The sequence below is a fragment of the Pseudomonas sp. GW823-FHT05G12 genome (assembly GCF_058795575.1).
Genome location: NZ_CM179501.1, coordinates 1,421,960 through 1,445,758, shown reverse-complemented (window position 1 = coordinate 1,445,758; position 23,799 = coordinate 1,421,960). Strand labels below are relative to the sequence as shown.

The 23,799-nt window shown below is 61.4% G+C and carries 22 protein-coding genes and 3 tRNA genes; 9 read left to right on the top strand and 16 right to left on the bottom strand.

Translation table 11 applies throughout. The features are described from left to right. Positions 1 to 5 precede the first annotated feature (5 nt). The 12 genes from tolA to AC3RCM_RS06545 all read right to left on the bottom strand — a co-directional run bounded on the left by tolA (position 6) and on the right by AC3RCM_RS06545 (position 9,407). Positions 6 to 1,124 (bottom strand): cell envelope integrity protein TolA, encoded by a 1,119-nt coding sequence (gene tolA, locus AC3RCM_RS06600; RefSeq protein ID WP_014755591.1) that lies wholly within the window; start codon positions 1,122 to 1,124, stop codon positions 6 to 8. Further along, positions 1,124 to 1,576 (bottom strand): protein TolR, encoded by a 453-nt coding sequence (tolR, locus tag AC3RCM_RS06595; protein WP_003254760.1) that lies wholly within the window; start codon positions 1,574 to 1,576, stop codon positions 1,124 to 1,126. Before tolR ends, tolA begins: the two co-directional genes overlap by 1 nt. A gap of 14 nt (positions 1,577 to 1,590) precedes the next feature. Next, positions 1,591 to 2,286, bottom strand: coding sequence for a protein TolQ (gene tolQ / locus AC3RCM_RS06590; protein ID WP_010952367.1), 696 nt, complete (start codon positions 2,284 to 2,286; stop codon positions 1,591 to 1,593). Positions 2,287 to 2,288: 2 nt separating this feature from the next. Continuing rightward, the gene (gene ybgC, locus AC3RCM_RS06585; protein WP_003254764.1) at positions 2,289 to 2,741 is read right to left on the bottom strand and encodes a tol-pal system-associated acyl-CoA thioesterase; all 453 of its coding nucleotides are present in this window, start codon (positions 2,739 to 2,741) and stop codon (positions 2,289 to 2,291) included. Positions 2,742 to 2,866: 125 nt separating this feature from the next. After that, positions 2,867 to 3,913, bottom strand: a complete 1,047-nt coding sequence (gene ruvB, locus AC3RCM_RS06580) for a Holliday junction branch migration DNA helicase RuvB (RefSeq protein ID WP_003254766.1) — start codon at positions 3,911 to 3,913, stop codon at positions 2,867 to 2,869. Beyond that, positions 3,910 to 4,527, bottom strand: coding sequence for a Holliday junction branch migration protein RuvA (gene ruvA / locus AC3RCM_RS06575; protein WP_003254768.1), 618 nt, complete (start codon positions 4,525 to 4,527; stop codon positions 3,910 to 3,912). Before ruvA ends, ruvB begins: the two co-directional genes overlap by 4 nt. A gap of 109 nt (positions 4,528 to 4,636) precedes the next feature. Further along, complete coding sequence (gene ruvC / locus AC3RCM_RS06570; protein ID WP_003254769.1) at positions 4,637 to 5,161, bottom strand: crossover junction endodeoxyribonuclease RuvC; 525 nt, start codon at positions 5,159 to 5,161, stop codon at positions 4,637 to 4,639. A 185-nt stretch (positions 5,162 to 5,346) separates the two neighbouring features. Further along, positions 5,347 to 6,093 (bottom strand): YebC/PmpR family DNA-binding transcriptional regulator, encoded by a 747-nt coding sequence (locus tag AC3RCM_RS06565; protein WP_003254770.1) that lies wholly within the window; start codon positions 6,091 to 6,093, stop codon positions 5,347 to 5,349. Positions 6,094 to 6,207: 114 nt separating this feature from the next. Next, positions 6,208 to 7,983, bottom strand: coding sequence for an aspartate--tRNA ligase (aspS, locus tag AC3RCM_RS06560; RefSeq protein WP_004575741.1), 1,776 nt, complete (start codon positions 7,981 to 7,983; stop codon positions 6,208 to 6,210). A gap of 93 nt (positions 7,984 to 8,076) precedes the next feature. Further along, positions 8,077 to 8,298: an FmdB family zinc ribbon protein gene (locus AC3RCM_RS06555; RefSeq protein ID WP_010952365.1), complete on the bottom strand. Its 222-nt coding sequence runs from the start codon at positions 8,296 to 8,298 to the stop codon at positions 8,077 to 8,079. Positions 8,299 to 8,392: 94 nt separating this feature from the next. After that, positions 8,393 to 8,722, bottom strand: a complete 330-nt coding sequence (locus tag AC3RCM_RS06550) for a ribbon-helix-helix domain-containing protein (protein WP_064492886.1) — start codon at positions 8,720 to 8,722, stop codon at positions 8,393 to 8,395. Positions 8,723 to 8,933: 211 nt separating this feature from the next. Next, entirely contained in the window at positions 8,934 to 9,407 is a 474-nt protein-coding gene (locus AC3RCM_RS06545) for a Dps family protein (RefSeq protein WP_010952363.1), read from the bottom strand. Between the two features lie 281 nt (positions 9,408 to 9,688). Here AC3RCM_RS06545 and AC3RCM_RS06540 point away from each other — a divergent pair, with 281 nt between their 5' ends. After that, positions 9,689 to 10,282: a cold-shock protein gene (locus AC3RCM_RS06540; RefSeq protein ID WP_492629440.1), complete on the top strand. Its 594-nt coding sequence runs from the start codon at positions 9,689 to 9,691 to the stop codon at positions 10,280 to 10,282. A 121-nt stretch (positions 10,283 to 10,403) separates the two neighbouring features. Here the strand turns inward: AC3RCM_RS06540 and AC3RCM_RS06535 are convergent, their stop codons facing one another. Continuing rightward, entirely contained in the window at positions 10,404 to 10,610 is a 207-nt protein-coding gene (locus AC3RCM_RS06535) for a SlyX family protein (protein WP_010952361.1), read from the bottom strand. A gap of 1 nt (position 10,611) precedes the next feature. Then, positions 10,612 to 11,031, bottom strand: coding sequence for an HIT family protein (locus AC3RCM_RS06530; protein WP_010952360.1), 420 nt, complete (start codon positions 11,029 to 11,031; stop codon positions 10,612 to 10,614). Between the two features lie 692 nt (positions 11,032 to 11,723). Here AC3RCM_RS06530 and AC3RCM_RS06525 point away from each other — a divergent pair. The 3 genes from AC3RCM_RS06525 to AC3RCM_RS06515 all read left to right on the top strand — a co-directional run bounded on the left by AC3RCM_RS06525 (position 11,724) and on the right by AC3RCM_RS06515 (position 15,839). Next, on the top strand, positions 11,724 to 12,989 hold the full coding sequence (locus tag AC3RCM_RS06525; RefSeq protein ID WP_012051471.1) for an OprD family porin: 1,266 nt from the start codon (positions 11,724 to 11,726) through the stop codon (positions 12,987 to 12,989). A gap of 160 nt (positions 12,990 to 13,149) precedes the next feature. Then, positions 13,150 to 14,865: a proline--tRNA ligase gene (locus tag AC3RCM_RS06520; protein WP_014589990.1), complete on the top strand. Its 1,716-nt coding sequence runs from the start codon at positions 13,150 to 13,152 to the stop codon at positions 14,863 to 14,865. Between the two features lie 20 nt (positions 14,866 to 14,885). After that, entirely contained in the window at positions 14,886 to 15,839 is a 954-nt protein-coding gene (locus tag AC3RCM_RS06515) for a hypothetical protein (protein WP_014589989.1), read from the top strand. Between the two features lie 26 nt (positions 15,840 to 15,865). Here the strand turns inward: AC3RCM_RS06515 and dinB are convergent, their stop codons facing one another. After that, positions 15,866 to 16,924, bottom strand: a complete 1,059-nt coding sequence (gene dinB, locus AC3RCM_RS06510; protein ID WP_165366994.1) for a DNA polymerase IV — start codon at positions 16,922 to 16,924, stop codon at positions 15,866 to 15,868. Positions 16,925 to 17,145: 221 nt separating this feature from the next. On the opposite strand from dinB, the gene AC3RCM_RS06505 reads away from it, so the two are divergent. From AC3RCM_RS06505 to AC3RCM_RS06485, 5 genes are all read left to right on the top strand, one after another. Next, positions 17,146 to 17,222, top strand: a tRNA-Met gene (locus AC3RCM_RS06505). Positions 17,223 to 17,356: 134 nt separating this feature from the next. Continuing rightward, positions 17,357 to 17,433: transfer RNA gene (locus tag AC3RCM_RS06500), tRNA-Met, on the top strand. Between the two features lie 134 nt (positions 17,434 to 17,567). Beyond that, positions 17,568 to 17,644 (top strand) — tRNA-Met (locus AC3RCM_RS06495). A 261-nt stretch (positions 17,645 to 17,905) separates the two neighbouring features. Continuing rightward, entirely contained in the window at positions 17,906 to 20,548 is a 2,643-nt protein-coding gene (gene mprF / locus AC3RCM_RS06490; protein ID WP_020189841.1) for a bifunctional lysylphosphatidylglycerol flippase/synthetase MprF, read from the top strand. Beyond that, entirely contained in the window at positions 20,548 to 21,840 is a 1,293-nt protein-coding gene (locus tag AC3RCM_RS06485; protein ID WP_064492882.1) for a virulence factor family protein, read from the top strand. The genes mprF and AC3RCM_RS06485 overlap by 1 nt, the downstream gene beginning before the upstream one ends. Positions 21,841 to 21,888: 48 nt before the next feature. Here AC3RCM_RS06485 and AC3RCM_RS06480 read toward each other — a convergent pair whose 3' ends face one another. After that, complete coding sequence (locus AC3RCM_RS06480) at positions 21,889 to 23,799, bottom strand: potassium transporter Kup (protein ID WP_064492881.1); 1,911 nt, start codon at positions 23,797 to 23,799, stop codon at positions 21,889 to 21,891.

Here is a 23,799-nt window from a genome sequence, read left to right as displayed (position 1 = left end):
TTTAATCACAACGCTAGATCCTCAGGTGTAAATGTCATCTTGAACGAACGATATTGGTTGAAATCGCTCGGCTTCATACCCTGCATCTCGGTCAAACGACCAATGTTCTTCACCGCAGCCACCGCCGAACTGTCATACGGGCCGTCACCACTGGACCGGGCCACGCTGACGCTGGTGATGGTACCGTCCGGCAACATGTTGATCTGCAGGACCACCGTCATGCCCTTGCGCGCGGAAGGCGGACGTGCCCAGCCCTCGGCCGCGCGCATGCGGATCAGGTCGTCGAAGTCGCCGGCCACCTGGTCACCCTGCTCGTCGGCCAGCGCCTGCTGCCGCTCGGTGGTATCGGACAACAGCTCGGCCAGTGCCTGGGCTTTCTTGTCTTCTGCCGCCTTGCGGGCCGCTTCCTGTGCCTTCTTCTTCTGGGCATCTGCAGCGGCCTTTTTCTTGGCCTCTTCAGCTGCCTTCTTCTTCGCGTCCTCGGCCGCCGCTTTCTTCTTGGCGTCCTCGGCTGCTTTCTTCTTGGCCTCTTCGGCTGCCTTTTTCTTGGCGTCCTCGGCGGCTTTCTTCTTCGCCTCTTCAGCGGCCGCTTTCTTGGCCTCTTCTTCGGCTTTTTTCTTGGCTTCGTCCTCGGCCTTCTTCTTGGCGATGTCGGCCTGCTGTTTCTCGGCAGCTTTCTTCGCCTCGTCGGCCTTCTTGGCTTCGGCAGCTTTCTTGGCCTCGGCAGCCTTGGCGGCTTCAGCGGCCTTGGCAGCATCCTCGGCTTTTTTCGCCTCGGCGGCTTCGCGGGCCTCTTCGGCCTTTTGAGCGGCGTCAGCTTTCTTTTGTTCCGCGGCCTTCACGGCCTCCTGCTCGACCTTCTTCTGTTCCAGCTGCTCGACTTCGGTCTGGCGCGAAGCGGTTTTCTTCGCCTCCCCGGCAATCTTCTGATTGGTCTGGGTGGTTGCCTGGCTCTTGGACTTGAGCTGGTACAGGGTAGCCTGAACGATCGGCTTGGAAGGCGGCAGCTCCGGCGTCATGGCAAAACTGACGAACAGCAGGGCGAACACCAGCACATGCAGGCCGATGGCCCAGACACTGGGCCAGAAGTAGCTTTCCGAGGCGGATGGCTCTCGCTGTTGCATCAGGGCGCCTCGGTAATCAGGCCAACGTTACCGACACCGGCCTTCTGCAACCCGCCCATGGCACCCATGACCGCGCCATAGTCGACAGCCTTGTCGCCACGAATGAACACCTGGGTCTGCTTGCCCTGGTCACGGCCGGCAGCAATGATCTTGGTCACGGCGTCGGTCATGGCCGGCAAGGTCATGGCTTTGTCCATCTGCTTGTCGGTATCGACTTCGCTGCCGAGGTTCCAGTAATAGGTTTTATCGGCCTTGATGGAGATGGTGAGGATCTGGACGTTGTTGTCCTGCGGCAAGGCTTCGCTGGAAACCTTGGGCAGGTCGACCTTCACGCCCTGGTTGAGCATGGGCGCCGTCACCATGAAGATGACCAGCAGCACCAGCATCACGTCGATGTAGGGCACCACGTTCATCTCGGCGACGGGCTTGCGTTTGTGGCGAACTCGGGCCATGGGCTTCTACCTGATTACTCTTCGCTGGTGTGCACTTTGCGGTGCAGGATCGCCTGGAACTCGTCGGCGAAGGTGTAGTAACGGCCGATCAGTACTTCACTGCGCGCGGCGAAACGGTTGTAGGCAATAACAGCCGGGATTGCCGCGAACAGGCCGATGGCGGTAGCGATCAGTGCTTCGGCGATGCCCGGAGCAACGGTAGCCAGGGTGGCCTGCTGGGCGCTGGCCAGGCCGCGGAAGGAGTTCATGATGCCCCACACGGTGCCGAACAGGCCGATGTACGGGCTGGTCGAACCAACGGTGGCCAGGAACGGCAAGCTCTGCTCGAGTTTTTCTTCCTCGCGCGAGATGGCCACACGCATGGCACGGCCAACACCTTCCATGACGGCGTCCGGGTCAACACCCGGCTGCTGGCGCAGGCGCGAGAACTCCTTGAAACCGGCACGGAACACCTGCTCCACGCCGGAGTCCGGGTCTGGGTTGCTGCCTGCCTGGCGGTACAGCTTGGACAGGTCGATGCCCGACCAGAAGCGCTCTTCGAAGGCATCCAGCGCACGACGACCGGCGCGCAGCATGGTGCTGCGCTGGAAGATCATGATCCATGAGGTGACCGAGGCGGCCACCAGGGTCAGCATTACCAGCTGTACCACCACGCTGGCATTGCTGACCAGACTCCACATGGAGGTATGGTCGACGACGTTAGCTTCCACGCTTATTCTCCTGCATTCGATTGATTACCCGAGCCGTCCGCCGCAAAGGCGTCGCGCAGCTGGGGGGGTAGGGCTCGGGGTTTGAAAGTGTCGGCGCGCACGGCAGCCACCAGGAACTGCCCTTCGCAAAGCAGCGTTTCATCCTTTTCCCGCCAGACCTGCTGTACGAAACGCAAGCTGGCGCGATTGAGTTCAAGGACCTGCGCGGTCACCCGCAATTCGTCATCCAGCCGCGCCGGCGCGTGATAGCGCGCTTCGCTGGAATGGACCACGAACAGCAGGTTGTCTTCAGCCAGTTGCGACTGGGAAAAGCCCAGGTGCCGCAGGCGTTCGGTGCGCGCGCGCTCCATGAATTTCAGGTAGTTGACGTAATACACCACGCCGCCCGCATCGGTATCCTCGTAATAGACGCGACACCGATGTGCGAACGGTTCGAGCTGATTTTGCGCGCGCATACTCTAGTGCTTACTCCTCAGCTTGCCAATCCGCTGTGGCAACTGTTTTTTCTTCATTAATGTCTTATTGCCAGCGCACCAGGGGCATGCCAGCGGTAGGACCACAAAAAGTCGCTTTCGATCTGTCATTCATCGCCTGGCTCGGAAAAATCCCCCCCCTCCCCCAAGCGCCCGGGAATATTCAGCCCAAAGTGCAGGTAGGCATGCCGGGTGACCACGCGGCCGCGTGGCGTGCGCATGATGTAGCCCTGCTGAATCAGGTACGGCTCAAGCACATCTTCGATGGTATGACGCTCTTCGCTGATGGCTGCAGCCAGGTTGTCCACGCCCACCGGGCCGCCATCGAACTTCTCGATCATGGTCAGCAGCAGGCGACGGTCGGAATGGTCGAAACCCCGCTCGTCGACATCCAGCAGGTTCAGCGCCATGTCAGCCACGGCCTTGGTGATCTGGCCCTTGCCGCGTACCTCGGCATAGTCACGCACGCGGCGCAGCAGGCGGTTGGCGATGCGCGGCGTGCCACGGGCACGGCGGGCGATCTCGTAGGCACCCTGGTCTTCGATGGCCAGGCCAAGGATGTTGGCCGAGCGGCTGACGATGGTGCTCAGATCCTTGTCGTTGTAGAACTCCAGGCGCTGGACGATACCGAAGCGATCACGCAGTGGGTTGGTCAGCATGCCGGCACGGGTAGTAGCCCCCACCAGGGTGAAGGGTGGCAGATCGAGTTTGATAGAACGGGCTGCCGGGCCTTCGCCGATCATGATGTCGAGCTGGAAGTCCTCCATGGCCGGGTACAGCACCTCCTCGACAACAGGCGACAGGCGGTGGATTTCGTCGATGAACAGCACGTCGTGCGGCTCGAGGTTGGTCAGCATGGCTGCCAGGTCACCGGGGCGCTCGAGAATCGGCCCCGAAGTGCTCTTCACCGACACGCCCATTTCATGGGCGATGATGTTGGCCAGGGTGGTCTTGCCCAGGCCGGGCGGGCCGAAGATCAGCGTGTGGTCAAGCGACTCGCCGCGGCCGCGGGCGGCCTGGATGAACAGCGCCATCTGCTCGCGCACCACCGGCTGGCCGATGTACTCGTCCAGGCTCAGCGGGCGAATCGCACGGTCCTGGACTTCTTCGCGGTCGCGGCCACTGGCGGCGATCAGGCGGTCGGCTTCGATCACTTGGAAATCATCCCTTTCAGGCTGCGGCGGATCAGCTCTTCACTGCTCAGGCCGGCCTTGTCCTTGATCGCGGCGATTGCCTTGCTGGCTTCCTGCGGCTTGTAGCCCAGCGAGACCAGGGCACTGACTGCATCGGCCTCGGCACTGGACTCGCTGGCGACCGGTAAAGGCCCATCGGACACCAGGGTGAACATGGCCGGCGAGGTTTCCCAGGCCTTGAAACGGTCCTTGAGCTCGACCAGCAAGCGCTCGGCGGTTTTCTTGCCGACGCCCGGTACGCGCACCAGGGCTGAGGTGTCCTGGGCCTGCACGCAGCGCACCAGTTCATCCACTTCCAGCCCGGACATCAGCGCCAGGGCCAGCTTCGGCCCTACGCCGTTCAGGCGGATCAGCTCGCGGAACAGCTCGCGCTCGCGCTTTTCGGCAAAGCCGTAGAGCAAGTGGGCATCTTCGCGCACGACCAAGTGGGTATGCACCGTGACGGTTTCACCCACTTTGGGCAGACGGTACAGCGTGGTCATGGGAACTTCCAGTTCGTAACCCACGCCGTTGACGTCGATAATCAGGTGAGGCGGTTGTTTTTCCGCCAGGGTGCCGCGCAAACGTCCAATCACGTTCCGATCCTTCCTCTCGGGGAGCCGGTCAAAGACCGCTCAACCCTATCAGCAAATGCAGCGGGTGAATGTATCACCCGAACAAAATGTGTATCAGCGCATGAAGCGCTTACAGACGCAAGCGCCCGCCGCGTCGCCGCGCTGTGCTCAAGCCATGCGGCACCAGGCTGGAGCGGGTGTGGGCGTGGCACAGAGCGATGGCCAGGGCATCGGAAGCGTCGATCTGCGGTTTCTGCGTCAATTTCAGCAGGTGCATGACCATCATCATCACCTGCTCCTTGTTGGCCCCACCCGTGCCGGCCACGGCCTGCTTGACCTGGGTGGCGCTGTACTCGGCGATCTCCAGGCCGGCCTCGGCGGCGGCGACGATAGCCGCGCCACGTGCCTGGCCAAGCTTGAGCGCCGAATCGGCGTTGCGGGCCATGAACACCCGTTCGATGCCCATGGTCACCGGGCCGTGCTGGGCAATGATTTCACTGACACCACGAAAAACAATCTGCAGCCGCTCGTGCAGCTCACCGCTGCCGGTGCGGATGCAGCCCGACGCCACGTACTCGCAACCACGGGCGGTCTGGCGTACCACGCCATAGCCGGTGATGCGCGAGCCGGGGTCGATACCTAGAATCAGAGTCATAAAGCCCGTCGAAAAAATGATGCATCTCTACAAACTGCGCCGGCCCTTTCGCGGGTAAACCCGCTCCTACAGGTACTGCACCACACTTGAAATGGGCGTAATACCTGTAGGAGCGGGTTTACCCGCGAAAGGGCCGGCACAGGCGCTATCAAACGCTCAGAGTTGGCACAAAATGCCAAATCACCTTAGCCAAGGTTTTCCATGATCTCGTCGGAAATCTGGGCATTGGAATAGACGTTCTGCACGTCGTCCAGGTCTTCGAGCATGTCGATCAGCTTGAGCACCTTCTCGGCACCGTCCTGGTCGAGCTCGGCACTGGTGGTCGGCTGCATGACGATTTCCGCGTCAGCGGCCTTGAAGCCTGCCTCTTCCAGGGCATTACGCACGGCATAGAAGCTGTTGAACGAGGTGAACACGTCGAACGAGCCGTCGTCATTGGCGACCACGTCGTCGGCATCGGCCTCCATTGCCGCTTCCATCAACGCGTCCTCTTCCACGCCCGGGGCAAAGCTGATCTGGCCTTTGCGCTCGAACAGGTAGGCCACCGAACCGTCAGTACCCAGGTTGCCGCCACACTTGGTGAAGGCATGACGCACGGCCGCGGCGGTACGGTTGCGGTTGTCGGTCATGGCTTCGACCATGATCGCCACGCCACCCGGGCCGTAACCTTCGTAGCTCAGCTCTTCGACATTGTCGCTTTCATTGGTGCCAGCACCACGGGCCACAGCGCGATCGATGATGTCGCGGCTCATGTTGGCGCCCAACGCCTTGTCCAGGGCCAGGCGAAGACGCGGGTTGGATGCCGGATCAGGGCCACCCTGCTTGGCAGCGACCGTCAGTTCACGGATCCACTTGGTGAAGACCTTGCCTCTCTTGGCATCCTGGCGCTCTTTGCGGTGCTTGATGTTCGCCCACTTGGAATGACCAGCCATAACGACTCCGAATCCTTTGAATCACAAACGGCCCCGCCCCATGACGGGGCGGGACGGGAAAAAACCTGCGTCGAAACGCAAAGGCGCATCCATGTGGATGCGCCCGGGGACTGCTTACTCGACCTTGGTCTGTTCGCGCAGTCGGATGTGCAGTTCGCGCAGGGCCTTGGCGTCGACCATGCCAGGGGCCTGGGTCATGACGCATGCAGCGCTCTGGGTTTTCGGGAACGCGATCACTTCACGGATCGACTGGGCCCCGGTCATCAGCATGACCAGACGGTCCAGACCGAATGCCAGGCCACCGTGAGGCGGTGCCCCGAACTTCAGAGCGTCGAGCAGGAAGCCGAACTTCTCTTCCTGTTCTTCCGCCTCGATACCCAGCAGACGGAATACCGCCTGTTGCATCTCTTTGCGGTGGATACGGATCGAACCGCCACCCAGCTCGGTACCATTCAGAACCATGTCGTAGGCACGGGACAGGGCGGTGGCCGGGTTGGCCTCGAGCTCTTCCGGGGTGCACTTCGGCGCGGTGAACGGGTGGTGCAGTGCAGTGAAGCTGCCGTCTTCGTTCTCTTCGAACATCGGGAAGTCGACGACCCACATCGGCGCCCACTCGCAGGTCAGCAGCTCGAAGTCGTGACCCAGACGAATACGCAGCGCACCCAGGGCTTCGCTGACCACCTTGAACTTGTCGGCACCGAAGAACACGATGTCACCGTCTACGGCGCCAACGCGGTCGAGGATGTTGTTGAGGTTGGCCTCAGGGATGTTCTTGACGATCGGCGACTGCAGGCCTTCGACGCCCTTGGCGCGCTCGTTGACCTTGATGTAGGCCAGCCCCTTGGCACCGTAGATACCGACGAACTTGGTGTACTCGTCGATTTTGCTGCGCGGCATGCTGGCACCACCTGGCAGACGCAGGGCGGTAACACGGCACTTCGGATCGTTGGCCGGGCCGGCGAACACCTTGAAGTCGACATCCTTCAACTGGTCGGCAACGTCGACCAGTTCCAGCGGAATACGCAGGTCTGGCTTGTCGGAGCCGTAGCGGCGCATGGCCTCTTCGAAGGTCATGTGCGGGAATTCGCCGAATTCCAGGTCGAGCACTTCCTTGAACAGCTTGCGGATCATGCTTTCGGTCAGGCCCATGATCTCGCTTTCATCGAGGAAACTGGTCTCGATGTCGATCTGGGTGAATTCCGGCTGACGGTCGGCACGCAGGTCTTCGTCACGGAAGCACTTGGCGATCTGGTAGTAACGGTCGAAGCCAGCGACCATCAGCAGCTGCTTGAACAGCTGTGGCGATTGCGGCAGGGCGAAGAAGCTACCGGCGTGGGTACGGCTTGGCACCAGGTAGTCGCGCGCGCCTTCCGGGGTGGCACGGGTGAGAATCGGGGTTTCGACGTCGAGGAAGCCGTTTTCGTCGAGGAAGCGACGGATGCTGCTGGTGATGCGCGAGCGCAGGCGCAGCTTGTCGGCCATTTCCGGGCGACGCAGATCGATGAAGCGGTAACGCAGGCGGGTCTCCTCGCCGACGTCGGAGTATTCGTTCAGGGGGAACGGCGGGGTTTCCGCTTCGTTGAGCACGTTCAGCTGGTAGCCGAGGATCTCGATGGCACCGGAAGCCATGTTGGCATTCACTGCACCTTCAGGACGCTTGCGGACCTTGCCGGTGATCTGCACGACGTATTCGCTGCGCACACGGTCGGCGGCAGCGAAGGTTTCGGCGCGATCCGGGTCGAACACGACCTGGGCCATGCCTTCGCGGTCACGGATGTCGAGGAAGATCACCCCGCCGTGGTCGCGGCGACGATGGACCCAGCCGCAAAGGGTGACTTCCTGGCCGTCCAGGCTCTCGTTCAGTTGGCCGCAATAATGGCTGCGCATCATGATGGTGGTTTCGCTTCTCGTGATTCGTGTATTCGGTGGAGGCCTTGGCCGCCCGGAGGGCTAATACTGCAAGACCCGGTCACAGCATTCAACTCAGTCGGCCTTGTCGCCGCCTGCCAGATTCTTTTTCGCCCCGGTCTTGAAGTCGGTTTCGTACCAACCGTTACCGCTCAGGCGAAAGCCTGGCACCGACAGCAGCTTTTTCAGTGCCGGCGCCTGACAGGCCGGGCAATCGATCAGCGGCGCGGCGCTGATCTTCTGCAGCACTTCCATGCGGTGCTCGCAGGACGCACATTGATAGTCATAAAGGGGCATGGGTGTCTCTCGTCAACCATAACGCTGGCTGCCGGGGGGCAGCAAAAAGCGGGATTATATATGGTTAGCAAGCACTGCGCAGCCCGCCTGGCGATCAGCGCGCACTTGGCGGGTCCTGCAGCCACGCCACGCAGATTACCCGGATCAGCCCGCTGAAATTGCGCACTCCGCCCTGGCGCAGGTGCACCTCACGGTCCACGTAGGACAACACGGCACTGACCGAACAACGGTTGGCGGCGGCGATGCGCTCAAGGATACCCCAGTAGACAGCCTCCAGGCGCAGACAGGTAGAAAAGCCGTTGAGCCGCACGGAACGTGACACCGGCTGCGTCTGCAACATGTCGAAGTCCGCCTTGAACGGGTCGATGCACTGTTTTCCTGGCCAGCTGCCCTGGCCGGCCATACGCTTGTTCGCTTGCATCATGCGCCACACTTCCTCGTCACAGGTACCAGGTGACCTATGAAGCGCTGACGGGCGAGCTTAAAGCAGCGGCAAAATGTTCCTTCGCAAATACCAGATTGCCAGGCGGAGCCTGTGGGAGCAGGCAATGCGGTGGATGGCACCGGCTGCGCCGGTGTTCGCGGGCGCGCCCGCTCCCACAGGGGTTGCGCAAGCTTTCCGCCTTGAGCAACGGTTACTTGTCGTCGAGCAGTACCCGCAGCATCCAGGCGGTTTTCTCGTGAACCTGCATGCGCTGCGTCAGCAGGTCGGCGGTCGGCTCGTCACTGACCTTGTCCACCACAGGGAAAATGCTGCGCGCAGTGCGTACCACGGCCTCCTGCCCCTGAACAAGCTGGCGGATCATCTCGTCTGCCGGGGGGACGCCTTCCTCCTCCTTGATCGACGAGTGCCGTGCATAGAATGCATACGAACCCGGTGCCGGGAAGCCCAAGGCACGGATTCGCTCGGCGATCGAATCGACTGCCAGGGCCAGTTCGTTGTACTGCTCTTCGAACATCAGGTGCAAGGTGCGGAACGACGGGCCGGTGACGTTCCAGTGAAAGTTATGGGTTTTCAGATACAGCACGTAGGTATCCGACAACAGGCGGGACAGCCCATCGACGATGGACTTGCGATCTTCTTCACTGATACCGATATCGATTGCCATGAAGCTCCCCTTTCCACAAGGCTTGAGACTCAAGCGGGTGCCGACCACTGTAGCAACACTTGTCGCATGCCGCATGTGACATGGCGCAATACATTGCCCACTGGGCGGCCTGCGGTTTGAGTAGGCTGCGGCTTTACTGTTAAATAGGCAGTGTGCCACCCGTGCGGACTGTCATTGCCGGGTGCATAGGCTGGCCTGCCACGTGTTCGCGCTCTATATCTCATGCGCACCGTGCTGCCAGCTCTTCCTGTGATCGGCCTTATCAACAGTGAGCCAACCCCATGTTCAAGATCGTCCATCTGGTGACGGGCGTGGCAGCTTTGCTGCTATCGCTCATACCCAGCCTGAAAACCGATGCGACACCCTTCCTGCAACAACCCGACGCGGTCTACCTGGCCCTGCTCGGCCTGCTCAACCTTGTGCTGGCCCCGGTCGTGCCGCTGTATCATCGCGGCGCGCGGCAACAACTGCAGCACCTGGCCTGCGCCCTGCTGGTAGTCGCCGTCGTGCTGCAGACCCTGACGCTACTGGCCCGCCCCGAAATGGGCAACCTGGCAGCCCTGGTGTGTGCGGCGCTGGCCGTGGCCGTGCATCTGGCCGTGGGCTTTGCCCGCAGCCCGCGCAAGGCACGCGGCGCTCAACACGTGACACAAGATGCTGGCAACCGTGATACCGGCACCGTCAAATGGTTCAACACATCGAAGGGCTTTGGTTTCATCTCCCGAGACTCGGGCGATGACATCTTCGTGCACTTTCGGGCCATCCGCGGTGAGGGCCACCGCATTCTGGTCGAAGGCCAGCGCGTGGAGTTTTCGGTGATGCACCGCGACAAGGGCCTGCAGGCCGAAGACGTGGTTGCAGTAAACCGCCGTTGACCAACGGCTGACCGGCCGACGCTATCAACGGCAAACCAGCGCCCACAAGGGCCGTGCTGCACCTGAAGGCAGCATCATACCTGTGGGGGCTGGCTTGCCGGCGATAGCAGCCTGGAACAACTCAATAATGAGGAGGCGGGGCCTCTTCCCCTTCGCTGCCATACTGGCCAACCATCTCTTCATGACGCTTGATCAACTCGGCCATCTGCAATTGCAGCCGCTCGATCACCCGCGCCTGCTCCACCACCACGTCATTCAGCGCCTGGATAGTGTCATCCTGAAACGCCTGACGGGTTTCCAGTTCGACCATCCGCATTTCCAGTGTCATCTCAGGCCTCTTGGTATCCAGCAAGTTGTAGCCCGCGCAGACGCTGGCGAACAGCTTGCAGTTGATCATCGGTGTAGCCCACAGGCGCACACTTGCCCCATACCGGTGCCGGCCATGCAGCGTCGTCGCGCTGGCGCACGATCACATGCATGTGCAACTGGCTGACCACGTTGCCCAAGGTAGCCACGTTCATCTTGTCGGCCCCATAGCTGGCTTTCAACGCCTCTGCCAACAAGGTGGTTTCCTGCCACAACTGCTGTTGCTCTGCCGCATCCAGCTCGAACAGTTCACTGATACCAGCGCGCTTGGGCACCAGAATGAACCATGGGTAATTGGCATCCTTGCTCAGCAGCAACTGGCACAGCGGAAACTCTCCCAACACCAGCGAATCCTGCTGCAAACGCGAATCGAGGACGAACACGGCATATCTCCTTCAGGCAATACCATCCCGCTTCAGGCGGAAAACAGGCCAGCAAGGATACCTTGCACACTCCCGGTAACACAGCGCTACTTTTCGCACCAAAATGAGGCCACCTGCCCGCCCTCCCCACACTGACCACCCCACAAACGATGCTGGATGAACAAGTTGCGGTAACACTTTGACTCTAAAGGCAAGTTTTTAATTTCTAATGATTCTCGATCGCACAAATCACACAAGCAGCCTTCGTCCCGCATTTACGGGACTTTCCGACCCTCGGTAGCAGGTTTTGTGAAAATTTCATGAACTGTTGCGAATTTTGAGCACGCTTGTTGCATTCCCTTCACGCCAAGTCGGCACGACATCTGCAGTGGCAGGTGTACGCGACAAATAACAACAGCGACATGGGTTACCAGGGAGTTTCCTCAACCGGAATCGGTAGTTACAGATTCGTTACGGTGACAGGAATAGCGCTGAGGTTATACGGCCCCTCGATCGGGGCGTGATTTGCGACATGGAAATACTTAAAAGCGACATAGTGAAAAAGTTCCGCAAAGAGTGCTTATAGCCATATCGCCAACAACAGTCTGCGTGCTATACATTTTCGCCGACATAACAAGAAAGAGCTGCCCCATATAACTAAAAGACTTGGACGCAGCGGTACTCTTCCTAAAAAACCAAAGGAGCAAATCACGATGCGCGTGATGAAGTGGAGCATGATCGCCCTGGCCGTTTCGGCAGGGACCTCGCAGTTGGCAATGGCCTCGGCACAGGACGAGTCCAAAGGTTTCATCGAAGACAGCAAGCTGAGCGTCAAGACCCGCATGCTGTATTTCAGCCGTGACTTCCGTAACAACGAAGGCGGCCAGAGCCGTCGCGAAGAAACCGGCCTGGGCTTCGTCGGCACCTTCGAATCCGGCTTCACCCAAGGCACCGTGGGTGTGGGTGTCGACGCCATCGGCATGCTCGGCCTGAAACTGGACAGCGGCAAGGGCCGTGCCGGTACCGGCCTGTTCCCGACCGGTTCCGACGGCCGTTCGCAGGATGACTACTCCAAGGGCGGCGGCGCGGTCAAATTCCGCATCTCCGACACCGTGCTGAAAGTGGGTGACCAGTTCACCGCGCTGCCGGTCTTCGCCACCGATGACAGCCGCCTGCTGCCAGAAATCGCCCAGGGCACCCTGATCACCAGCAACGAGATCGAAGGGCTGACCCTGCACGCTGGTCACTTCACCAGCCTGACTGCCCAAGAACAAACCAACCGCGACAGCTTCGGCCTGAAGGAAGCCAACGTGGTCGGCGGCACCTACGCCTTCACCGACAACCTCAGCACCAGCCTGTACTACTCGAAGGTTGAAGACTACTGGCGCAAATACTACGCCAACGTCAACTGGGCGCTGCCGATCTCCGACAATCAAGGCCTGGTGTTCGACTTCAACATCTATGACACCAAGAGCGAAGGCTCTGCCGAGTACCGCGCATTCGATGGCGAGAAGCTGGACAACCGCGCGTTCAGCCTCTCCGGCGCCTACAACATCGGCGCTCACACCTTCACCCTGGCCTACCAGAAAGTCACCGGCGACGGCGACTATGGTTATGGTATCGACGGTGGCGGCACCATCTTCCTGGCCAACTCCGTGGCCCGCTCCGACTTCAACGCCGAAGACGAGAAATCCTGGCAGGCTCGCTACGACCTGAACTTTGCCGAATACGGCATTCCAGGCCTGACCTTCATGACCCGTTATGTACGCGGTTCCGACGCCAACGTCGCCGGCACCACCAACGGCAAAGAATGGGAACGCGACGTCGACATCAAGTACGTGCTGCAGGAAGGCCCGGCGAAAGACCTGAGCTTCCGCGTGCGTCAAGCAACCTACCGTTCTTCCGATGGTGTCTACTACGATTCCCCATCGATCGACGAACTGCGCCTGATCGTGGAGTACCCGCTGAGCATCCTGTAAGCCTGGCTTGCAGTGCCCCGCACCTGAAAAAGCCCGGCAATCACGCCGGGCTTTTTCTTGGCTGACAAGTGTCACGCCCTGGGGCATCCTGTACGCCTTCGTTTCCCCCCCGTACAATGCGGGGCTATTTCAACGTCTTAGGCAATCGACACGGCTAACCATGCGCACCAGTCAATATTTGCTCGCCACCCAGAAAGAAACCCCTGCCGACGCAGTGGTCATCAGCCATCAGCTCATGCTGCGTGCCGGCATGATCCGCAAACTGGCCTCCGGCCTGTACACCTGGCTGCCGATGGGCTTGCGGGTAATGCGCAAGGTCGAAGCCGTGGTGCGTGAGGAAATGAACGCCGCCGGCGCCCTGGAAGTGCTGATGCCGAGCATCCAGCCCGCCGAGCTGTGGCAGGAATCCGGTCGCTGGGAGCAATACGGCCCTGAGCTGCTGCGCCTGAAAGACCGCCACCAGCGTGACTTCTGCGTCGGCCCTACCCACGAAGAAGTGATCACCGACCTGGCCCGTAACGAGCTGTCCAGCTATAAACAGCTGCCGCTCAACCTGTACCAGATCCAGACCAAGTTCCGTGACGAGATCCGCCCACGCTTCGGCCTGATGCGTGGCCGCGAGTTCATCATGAAGGACGCCTACTCGTTCCATGCCGACCAGGCTTCCCTGCAGGAAACCTATGATCGCATGCACCAGGCGTACACCAATGTGTTCACCCGCCTGGGCCTGGACTTCCGTCCTGTGCAGGCCGACACCGGCTCGATCGGTGGCAGCTACTCGCACGAGTTCCACGTGCTGGCCGAGTCTGGCGAAGATGACGTGATCTTCAGCGACAGCTCCGACTACGCCGCCAACATCGAGAAGGCCGAAGCCATCCCGCGTGAAACCGTGCGCCCTGCCCCTACCGAGGAGCTGCGCCTGGTCGACACCCCGAATGCCAAGACCATCGCCCAGTTGGTGGAAAACCACGGCCTGCCGATCGAAAAGACCGTCAAGACCCTGATCGTACGCGGTGCCGAAGAGGGCAAGCTGATTGCCCTGATCGTCCGTGGCGACCACGAACTGAACGAAATCAAGGCCACCAAGCTGGAACAGGTTGCCGACCCACTGGTCATGGCCACCGAAGCCGAACTGCGCGACGCCATTGGCGCCGGTGCCGGCTCGCTCGGCCCGCTCAACCTGCCACTGGAGATCATCATCGACCGCTCGGTTGCCCTGATGAGCGACTTCGGCATCGGCGCCAACATCGACGACAAGCACTACTTCGGTGTGAACTGGGAGCGCGATCTGCCGGTGCCACAGGTTGCCGACCTGCGTAACGTGGTCGAAGGCGACCCAAGCCCGGACGGCCAGGGCACCCTGGTTATCAAGCGCGGCATCGAAGTGGGCCACATCTTCCAACTGGGCACCAAGTACAGCGAGGCGCTGAAGTGCCAGGTGCTGGGCGAGAACGGCAAGCCGGTCGTGCTGTCGATGGGTTGCTACGGCATTGGCGTGTCCCGTGTGGTTGCAGCTGCCATCGAGCAGAGCTATGACGACAAGGGCATCATCTGGAACGACGCCCTGGCTCCGTTCCAGATTGCCCTGGTCCCACTGCGCTACGAAACCGACGTGGTCCGCGAAGCAACCGACAAGCTGTATGCCGAACTGACTGCCGCCGGCTATGAAGTGCTGCTGGACGACCGCGACAAGAAAACCAGCCCAGGCATCAAGTTTGCCGACATGGAGCTGATCGGCATCCCACACCGCATCGTCGTCAGCGATCGCGGCCTGGCCGAAGGCAACCTGGAGTACAAGCACCGCACCGAGCAGGACGCCCAGGCGTTGCCGCTCAATGAAGTGCTGACCTTCCTGCAGGCCCGCGTTCGCCGCTGATAACCAATGCACGAGTGATCATGTACAAGCGAAGTACCTTTACCCTTGGGGGCGCCGCACTGTGCGGCGCCCTGCTCGTCAGCGGCTGCGCCAACCAGATGTCCCAGCGCAGCGACCATGAGGAGCGCGTCGAGCGCAAACTGCTCGAGCATACCCTGCAGATCGATGTCGGCGAGCCGAAGGTGATGGAGCTTCCGCAGCGACGTGTGCGCGTGCATGAGCAAAAGCGCTTCGAAGTCACCGAATTCGAAGTGACCCGTCGTTATGACCGCTATACGCCTTACCAACCCTGGCGGGAGATCTACGAGATCCCGCTGGGTGCAGTGGCCGTGGTGGCGGGTGTCGGCGCCAATGTGGTCAACGTCTTTGCCTTGGGCAACCTGCCGCAAAGTATCACCCACGACTGGCTCAGTTATGGCGTGGATGGGCTCAACCCGTTCATGAACGTGCCATCCAACGGCCGCGCCCAGCAGAACCTGGCCGGGATCAGCGAAGTGCAGAAAGGCAAGCGCGAGGAATCCATCAGCCTGCCCTGGAGCGAGCGCCTGGTCGAGGTCAAGGCCGGCAAGATGACCCACGAGCTGACCACCGACCGCAACGGCGTGCTGCGCCTGAACCTGCTCGACAGCCCGTTCTCCGAGCAGAACCTCAACCACGTCGGCACCCTGCACCTGCAAGTACTTGACGAGGACAATGCGGTACGAGGCGATGCCAGCCTGTTGGTCAGCGCCACCCTGCGCAATAAGCTGCTCGAAGCCCATGAGCTGATCTTCGATGACCTCGAAGATGATGATGTCGGCCAGTGGGTGCACCGGGTCAAGCGCCTGTCCGAACTGGGCCTTGAAGAGGAAGCCAGTGAAATGGAACAGAGCCTGATCGAGCTGACCCGCAACGATCCGGAGCTGCAACAGGAGTTCCTGCAGTCGCTGACCAAGGCCACTGGCCGGTTGGTGGCGGATCCAGGCGTGCATTAATAGAAGGGGCTGCATTGCAGCCCCTTTCATTTAGGCGGGAACAGCTCCAACTGTTCATGCGCGCCCCGCAAGTCTCGCAACCTCACCCCTACCCCTAGCAAGCGAACCGGCTTGCCGCCACGGGCGAACGCCTGCCCTAGCAATTGCCGATAACTCTCCAGGTCCCGGCCGGCCCCGGCCTGCTCCATGGTGGTCTGGCTGAAGTCATGGAACTTGACCTTGACGAACGGCTTGTCTGGCCGGTAACTGCTGTCCATTCGGGCGATGCGTTCGTTCAGGCTAGCCAGCAGCTCTGGCAGCCGCGCCAGGCAACTGGCCAGGTCTGGCAGGTCGGTGTCGTAGGTGTTTTCCACACTCACCGACTGGCGTCGGCTGTCGTTATGCACCGCACGCTCATCGATCCCCCGTGCCAGCCCCCACAACCGCTCGCCAAAACTACCGAACTCGCGCACCAATGCCAGCCGTGACCACTCACGCAAATGCAGGCAGGTTTCGATGCCCAGCCGCGTCAGTTTGTCGGCCGTCACCTTACCCACCCCATGCAACCTGGCCACCGGCAAGGCTGCAACGAACGCTTCCACTTCATTTGGGGTAATCACGAACAGCCCATTGGGTTTGCGCCAGTCACTGGCGATCTTGGCCAGAAACTTGTTAGGCGCCACCCCTGCCGACACGGTGATATGCAGGGTACGGGCAACACGCCGGCGAATATCCTCGGCAATGCGCGTGGCGCTGCCCGAATACCACTGGCTGTCGCTGACATCCAGATAGGCTTCGTCCAGGGACAAAGGCTCGATGAGCTCTGTGTAGTCGCGAAAGATCGTGTGGATTTCCCGCGAGGCCTCACGGTAGGCCTCGAAGCGCGGCTTGACGATCAACAGGTCGGGGCAAAGCTTCAGCGCATGCCGCGATGACATGGCCGAGCGCACACCATAGGCACGCGCTTCATAGTTGCAGGTGGCGATTACCCCGCGATGGTCGGGCGAGCCCCCCACCGCCATGGGGCGACCGGCCAGGCGCGGGTCGTCACGCATCTCGATCGCAGCGTAGAAACAATCGCAGTCGACGTGGATGATCTTGCGCAAGGACATGGACGACCGTCAGCACTGTAAATTCATACAGATAGTATCGCATGCGCCCTCCTCTGAAACAGCTCACCTGCTTTGCTACACGATAATCGGCCTGAAAGCCCCGCCGTGACTGAGCTGTACACTGTTATGAAGCGCTAAGGGTTTGAACAAAAAAGGTTTTTCCAAAACAATTGCTTGACATCAGTGCGTAAATCCGTAGAATTCGATCTCACAGGCGCGGGATGGAGCAGCCTGGTAGCTCGTCGGGCTCATAACCCGAAGGTCGTCGGTTCAAATCCGGCTCCCGCAACCAGATTCGAGAAAAGGCCATTGTTAACGCAGTGGCCTTTTTCTTTGCCCGTAAAAAAGCCTTTTCGAAAAAACCTCGAAAAATCAAAGCCTAGCGCTTGACATATTAACTACACGCTGTAGAATCCGCCCCACTGACGCGGGATGGAGCAGCCTGGTAGCTCGTCGGGCTCATAACCCGAAGGTCGTCGGTTCAAATCCGGCTCCCGCAACCAGATTCAAGAAAAGGCCACTGTTAACACAGTGGCCTTTTTCTTTGTCTGCAGATAAGCATTTTCGAAAAAACTTCGACAAATCAAAGCCTAGCGCTTGACATAGAAACCACACACTGTAGAATCCGCCCCACTGACGCGGGATGGAGCAGCCTGGTAGCTCGTCGGGCTCATAACCCGAAGGTCGTCGGTTCAAATCCGGCTCCCGCAACCATATTCGTCAGAACAAACCCCGCCTGTGTAAAAGCAGCGCGGGGTTTGTTGCTTTATACCTCCCTGACTTTCGTCGCCTCGATTTTCCCTCCCCTCATGCCAACCCGCAGGCTTGAGATGTCGTGCCCAGGATGAACTATCTTTAACCCTGCCAAGCCGCTGCAAACGCCTGAGGCCGGAGTAACATTGGATACGTTTTCCTAAGGGACTTTCACTTGGCCGCACCTTTCCTTCACCTCGCGCTGCATGCCCGGGGCAACTCATGACTTCGCACAATCCCGAACCTCCGGTGCCACTCGCTACGGCGCTACCCGGTGCTGTGCAGCGCCTGCCCCTACTCGAACGCCTGAGTCGCTACCGCCAGCCCATAGGCCTGATGGTGACCCTGCTACTGTTCACGATGGCCTTAATTGCCTGCCGCCACCTGCTGAGCGAGCTGGACATCTATGCCTTGCACGATGCCATGCTCAGCGTGCCGACCCAGTCATTGCTGGGCGCCTTGCTGGCAACGGTGATCGGCTTTGTGATCCTGCTGGGCTACGAGTGGTCGGCCAGCCGCTATGCAGGCGTGAAACTGCCAGCACGCAGCTTGGCACTGGGCGGCTTCAGCGCCTTTGCCATCGGCAACGCCATCGGCCTGTCGATGCTCTCTGGCGGCTCGGTTCGCTATCGCCTGTATGCACGGCAAGGGCTTGGTGCTGGCGAAGTCGCACGCATGACCGTGTTTGCCAGCCTGTCACTGGGCTGCGCGCTGCCGCCCCTGGCCGCCTTGGCGACATTGAGCAACCTGCCCGCGGCCTCGACAGCGCTCGGGTTGGCGCCCGGCCTGCTGGCAGCTGTTGCCAGCGCCGTGCTGGTGGTGTCTGCCTTACTGGTAATTGGCTTGTACCGCCGACGCCTGGCCGAGCAACCGGCGGCCAATAACCTGCTCGTTCAACTGGGGCGGCGCACACTTCGCCTGCCGGATGCACGCCTGGCGGCCCTGCAATTGCTGATTACCGCGCTGGATGTGGCGGCGGCTGCCACCGTGCTCTACCTGTTGCTGCCCGAAGCCCCTCCTTTCGGCGCGTTCGTGCTGGTGTACCTGCTGGCCTTGGCTGCGGGCGTGCTCAGCCACGTACCGGGCGGCGTCGGGGTGTTTGAAGCGATCCTGCTGGCGGCCTTTGCCGACCAGCTCGGTGCCGCACCGCTGGCGGCAGCCTTGCTGCTGTACCGGCTGATCTATGTGGTACTGCCACTGCTGCTGGCCTGCGTGTTGCTGCTGGCCAATGAAGCCCGACGCCTGCTGTTTGCGCAACAGGCCATCAAGGCCGCTTCGGGTCTGGCCGCACCGATCCTGTCGATCCTGGTGTTCCTGTCCGGCGTGGTGCTGCTGTTTTCCGGTGCCACGCCCGAGATAGATACGCGCCTGGAGCATATGGGCTTCCTGGTGCCACACCGGCTGATCGATGCCTCTCATTTCGGCGCCAGCCTGATCGGTGTGCTCTGCCTGCTGCTGGCCCAAGGCCTGCGCCGGCGCCTGTCCGCCGCCTGGCTACTGACCACCGTGCTGTTGCTGGTCGGCGCCCTGCTGTCGCTGTTGAAGGGCTTTGACTGGGAAGAGGCTTGCCTGCTGACCTTTACCGCCGCCCTGCTCGCGCTGTTCCGCCGCTCGTTCTATCGCCCCAGCCGACTGCTGGAGCTGCCCTTCTCGCCGGTGTTCCTGGTGGCCAGCGCCTGTACGGTAGGCGCATCAGTGTGGCTTCTGCTGTTCGCCTATCAGGATGTGCCTTACAGCCATCAGCTGTGGTGGCAGTTCACCCTCGATGCCGATGCACCACGGGGCCTGCGCGCCGCCATGGGCAGTGCCTTGCTGCTGGCTGCCGTGGCACTGACGTGGCTGCTGCGTACAGCGCCGCCCGTGATCCACCTGCCTGACGAAGAAGAGTTGCAACGCGCCAACCGTATCCTGCAGGCCTCCGACCAGCCCGACGGTGGCCTGGCGCTGACTGGCGACAAGGCGTTGCTGTTCCACCCGCGTGATAACGCGTTCCTCATGTATGCCCGGCGCGGCCGCAGCCTGGTGGCGTTGTACGACCCGATAGGCCCGGCCCAGGAACGCGCCGAGATGATCTGGCAGTTCCGCGACCTGTGCGACCTGCACCACGCACGCCCCGTGTTCTATCAGGTGCGCGCAGAGAACCTGCCGTTCTACATGGACATCGGCCTGACCGCATTGAAGCTCGGTGAAGAAGCCCGGGTCGACTTGCGCCGCTTCGACCTTGAAGCCAAAGGCAAGGAGATGAAAGACCTGCGCTACACCTGGAACCGCGGCGGACGCGATGGCCTGAGCCTGGAGATCCATGAGCCCGGCCACGCCCCGCTGGCTGAGCTGAAGGAAATTTCCGACGCCTGGCTCGGCGGCAAGAACGTGCGCGAGAAAGGCTTCTCGCTGGGGCGCTTCAGCCCAGACTACCTGCAGCACTTCCGCATAGCCCTGATTCGCTTCCAGGGCCGCCCGGTAGCCTTCGCCAACCTGCTGGAAACCCATGGAAACGAACTGGCCAGCCTCGACCTGATGCGTGCGCACCCCGAAGCGCCAAAGCTGACCATGGAATTCATGATGATCGGCTTGATCCTGCATTACAAAAGCCATGACTACGGGCGTTTCAGCCTGGGCATGGTACCGCTGTCCGGCCTGCAACCAAGGCGCGGCGCACCCTTGACCCAGCGCTTGGGTTCGCTGGTGTTCCGCCGTGGTGAGCAGCTTTACAACTTCCAGGGGCTTCGACGCTTCAAGGACAAGTTCCAGCCGGACTGGGAACCCCGCTACATGGCCGTGCCAGCCGGGCTCGACCCGCTGGTGGCACTGGCCGACACCGCCGCCCTGATTGCAGGCGGCCTGACTGGATTGGTGAAACGCTGATGACCCGACGCTTTTGGTTGTACCTGCTGGTTCCCCTGCTGCTGGCCGCCCTGGGTGGTGCGCTGGCCTTCTGGCTGTGGACGCGCCCGGCGCCCGAGGCGCGCCTGGAACAGTTGAGCATCAATGACACCAGCATCACCCGTGTTACCCCTGGCGTGCACCCCAAGGCCCGGGTGGCCATCGGCGTGCCACAAGACCAGGCACTGACGGGCAAGCAACTGCTCGACCTGAGCCAGGCCGGTGAAGCCCAGCTGGTGCAGGTGATTCTGCCGCCTGGCGACTGCAGCAAGCAGCAACAGGCCATGGACCAGGCGCTGAACCAACTGCAGGAAAAACCGACCTTGGTCGCCGGTATCGGTCCCGGTGCCGCCCAAGCCTGGCGCTGGCTGGCCAGCCAGAACGATGACAAGGCCCGGGCCATTTCCGTGGGCTTCACCCTCGAACAGCCTGACTGCCAGGCACCGCTGCCCAAATCGGCTGCCCATGGCCACTGGAACGTCGCCTGGAACGACAACCCGGATGACGCCAGCGCCGCCTTCGTGCGCGACCAGGCCAACGCCGAAACCAGCATCAGCGACTACGACATCCACTTGCCACAAGTGCTCAAGGCGCAACTGACCCAAGCCCTGGTCGGCCGCGACGGTAACGCACTGGCCATCCCGGTGGTCGAAGTGCCGGCCGGGCAAACCACAGACACGGTTACCTTGTTCCTCTCTGGTGATGGCGGCTGGCGCGATCTGGACCGCGACGTGGCCGGGGAAATGGCCAAGCTGGGTTACCCGGTGGTGGGCATCGACACGCTGCGCTACTACTGGCAGCACAAGACCCCGGAACAAAGCGCCGCCGACCTTTCCGAGCTGATGCATCACTACCGGCAGAAGTGGGGTACCAAGCGCTTCGTGTTGACCGGGTATTCGTTCGGCGCCGACGTGCTGCCGGCGATCTACAACCGCCTGCCCGTCGAGGACCAGCAGCGTATCGATGCGGTGATGCTGCTAGCCTTTGCGCGCAGTGGCAGCTTCGAGATCGAGGTCGAGGGCTGGCTGGGCAAGGAAGGCCAGGAAGCGCCAACCGGGCCGGAAATGGCCAAGCTGCCGGCGTCCAAGGTCGTGTGCGTATATGGCGTCGAGGAAACCGACGAGAGCGGTTGCACGGAAAAGACGGCAGTAGGTGAGCGCCTGAAACTGCCTGGCGGGCACCACTTCGACGAGAACTACCCGGCACTCGCCAAGCGGTTGATTGGCGAGATCGAGACGCGCCAAGGCAAGTCCAGCGTAGCTGAGCAGAACTGACAAGGCTCAGGGCCGCTCTGCGGCCCTGAGCCTGCTGTATAAACCCATTCAGATCTCGACCTGGGTCCCCAGCTCGATCACCCGGTTCAACGGCAGGTTGAAGAAGCGCAAGTTGCCGTTGGCATTCTTCAGCAAGAACGCGAACAGGTTGCCCCGCCAGCGCGACATCCCCTCCAGCCGTGACGCGATCACCGTCTCGCGGCTGAGGAAGTAAGTGGTGCGCATGGGCGTGAAGTCCAGGCCATCCAGATGACACAGCTTCAACGCGGCAGGCACGTCCGGCTCATCCATGAACCCAAAGTGCAGCAACACCCGGAAGAATCCGTCGCCATAGGCTTCCACCTCGAAACGCTCATGTTCCGGCACACGGGGCCGGTCCTCGCTGACCACAGTCAGCAGCACCACTTGGCTGTGCAGCACCTGGTTGTGCAACATGTTGTGCAACAGCGCATGCGGCACGGCATCGGAGCGTGCAGTCAGAAACACCGCCGTACCCTCGACCCGGTGCGGTGGCTGAATGCGGATGCTGCTGATGAACAATGGCAATGGCAGCGCCCCTTCATCGATGCGCTCGACCAGAATCTGCTTGCCGCGCTTCCAGGTGCTCATCAGCAAGTACAGCACACCACCGGCCAACACCGGGAACGCACCGCCCTGAGCGATTTTCGGCACGTTGGCGGCGAAGAACAGCCCGTCGACCAGCAGGAAGCCGACCAGAATCGGCACTGCGAGCAGCGGCGGCCACTTCCACAGCAGCAGCATCACCGCTGACACCAGGACGGTGGTGATCAGCATGGTACCGGTCACCGCAACCCCGTAGGCAGCCGCCAGTGCGCCTGACGACTCGAAACCGATAACCAGCAACACCACGCCCACCATCAGCGTCCAGTTCACCGCACCAATGTAGATCTGCCCCTGCTCATCGCTTGAGGTGTGCTGAATCTGCATGCGCGGAATATAGCCCAGCTGGATGGCCTGGCGGGTCAGGGAGAAGGCCCCGGAAATCACCGCCTGCGAGGCGATAACCGTGGCCATGGTGGCCAGCCCGACCAACGGCAGCAGCGCCCAGCCCGGCGCCAGCAGATAGAAGGGATTGCGCGCGGCCTCCGGGTTTTGCAGCAGCAATGCACCCTGGCCAAAGTAATTGAGCACCAGCGCCGGGAGCACCAGGATGAACCAGGCCCGGGCAATCGGCTTGCGGCCAAAGTGCCCCATGTCGGCGTACAGCGCCTCGGCCCCCGTCAGCGCCAGCACGACCGCGCCGAGAATGGCCACGCCGATACCGGGGTGCACCACGAAGAAATTGACTGCCCAGGCCGGGTTGAACGCCTTGAGTACTTCCGGGCTCTGCGAGATGCCATGCACACCCAGCGCGCCCAGCGCCAGGAACCAGGTAACCATGATAGGACCAAACAGCTTGCCGATCTTCTCGGTGCCGTGCCGCTGTACCAGGAACAGTGCCACCAGCACCACCAGCGAAATTGGCACCACCCAGTGGTCGATACCGTCGAAGGCCAGGCCCACGCCCTCCACCGCCGACAGCACCGACACCGCCGGGGTGATCATACTGTCGCCATAGAACAGCGAAGCGCCGATCAAGCCACAGATCACCATCAGTGTGCGCAGCCGCGGGTACGCCGCCGTGGCCCGCCGCGCCAGTGCGGTCAGCGCCATGGTGCCGCCCTCCCCCTGGTTATCGGCGCGCAAGATGAACATCACGTACTTGAACGACACCACCCACAGCAGCGACCACAGGATCAGCGAGAGGATCCCCAGCACGCCATCATGGTTGACCGACACACCGTAGCCGCCGGTAAAGACTTCCTTGAGGGTATACAACGGGCTGGTGCCGATATCGCCATAAACCACCCCGACCGCCGCCACCAGCAGGCCCACCGACCGTGACGCACCCTGCTTCCCCTCGTGCCCGCCCTCAGCGTGACTGCTTGCCTGAACCAT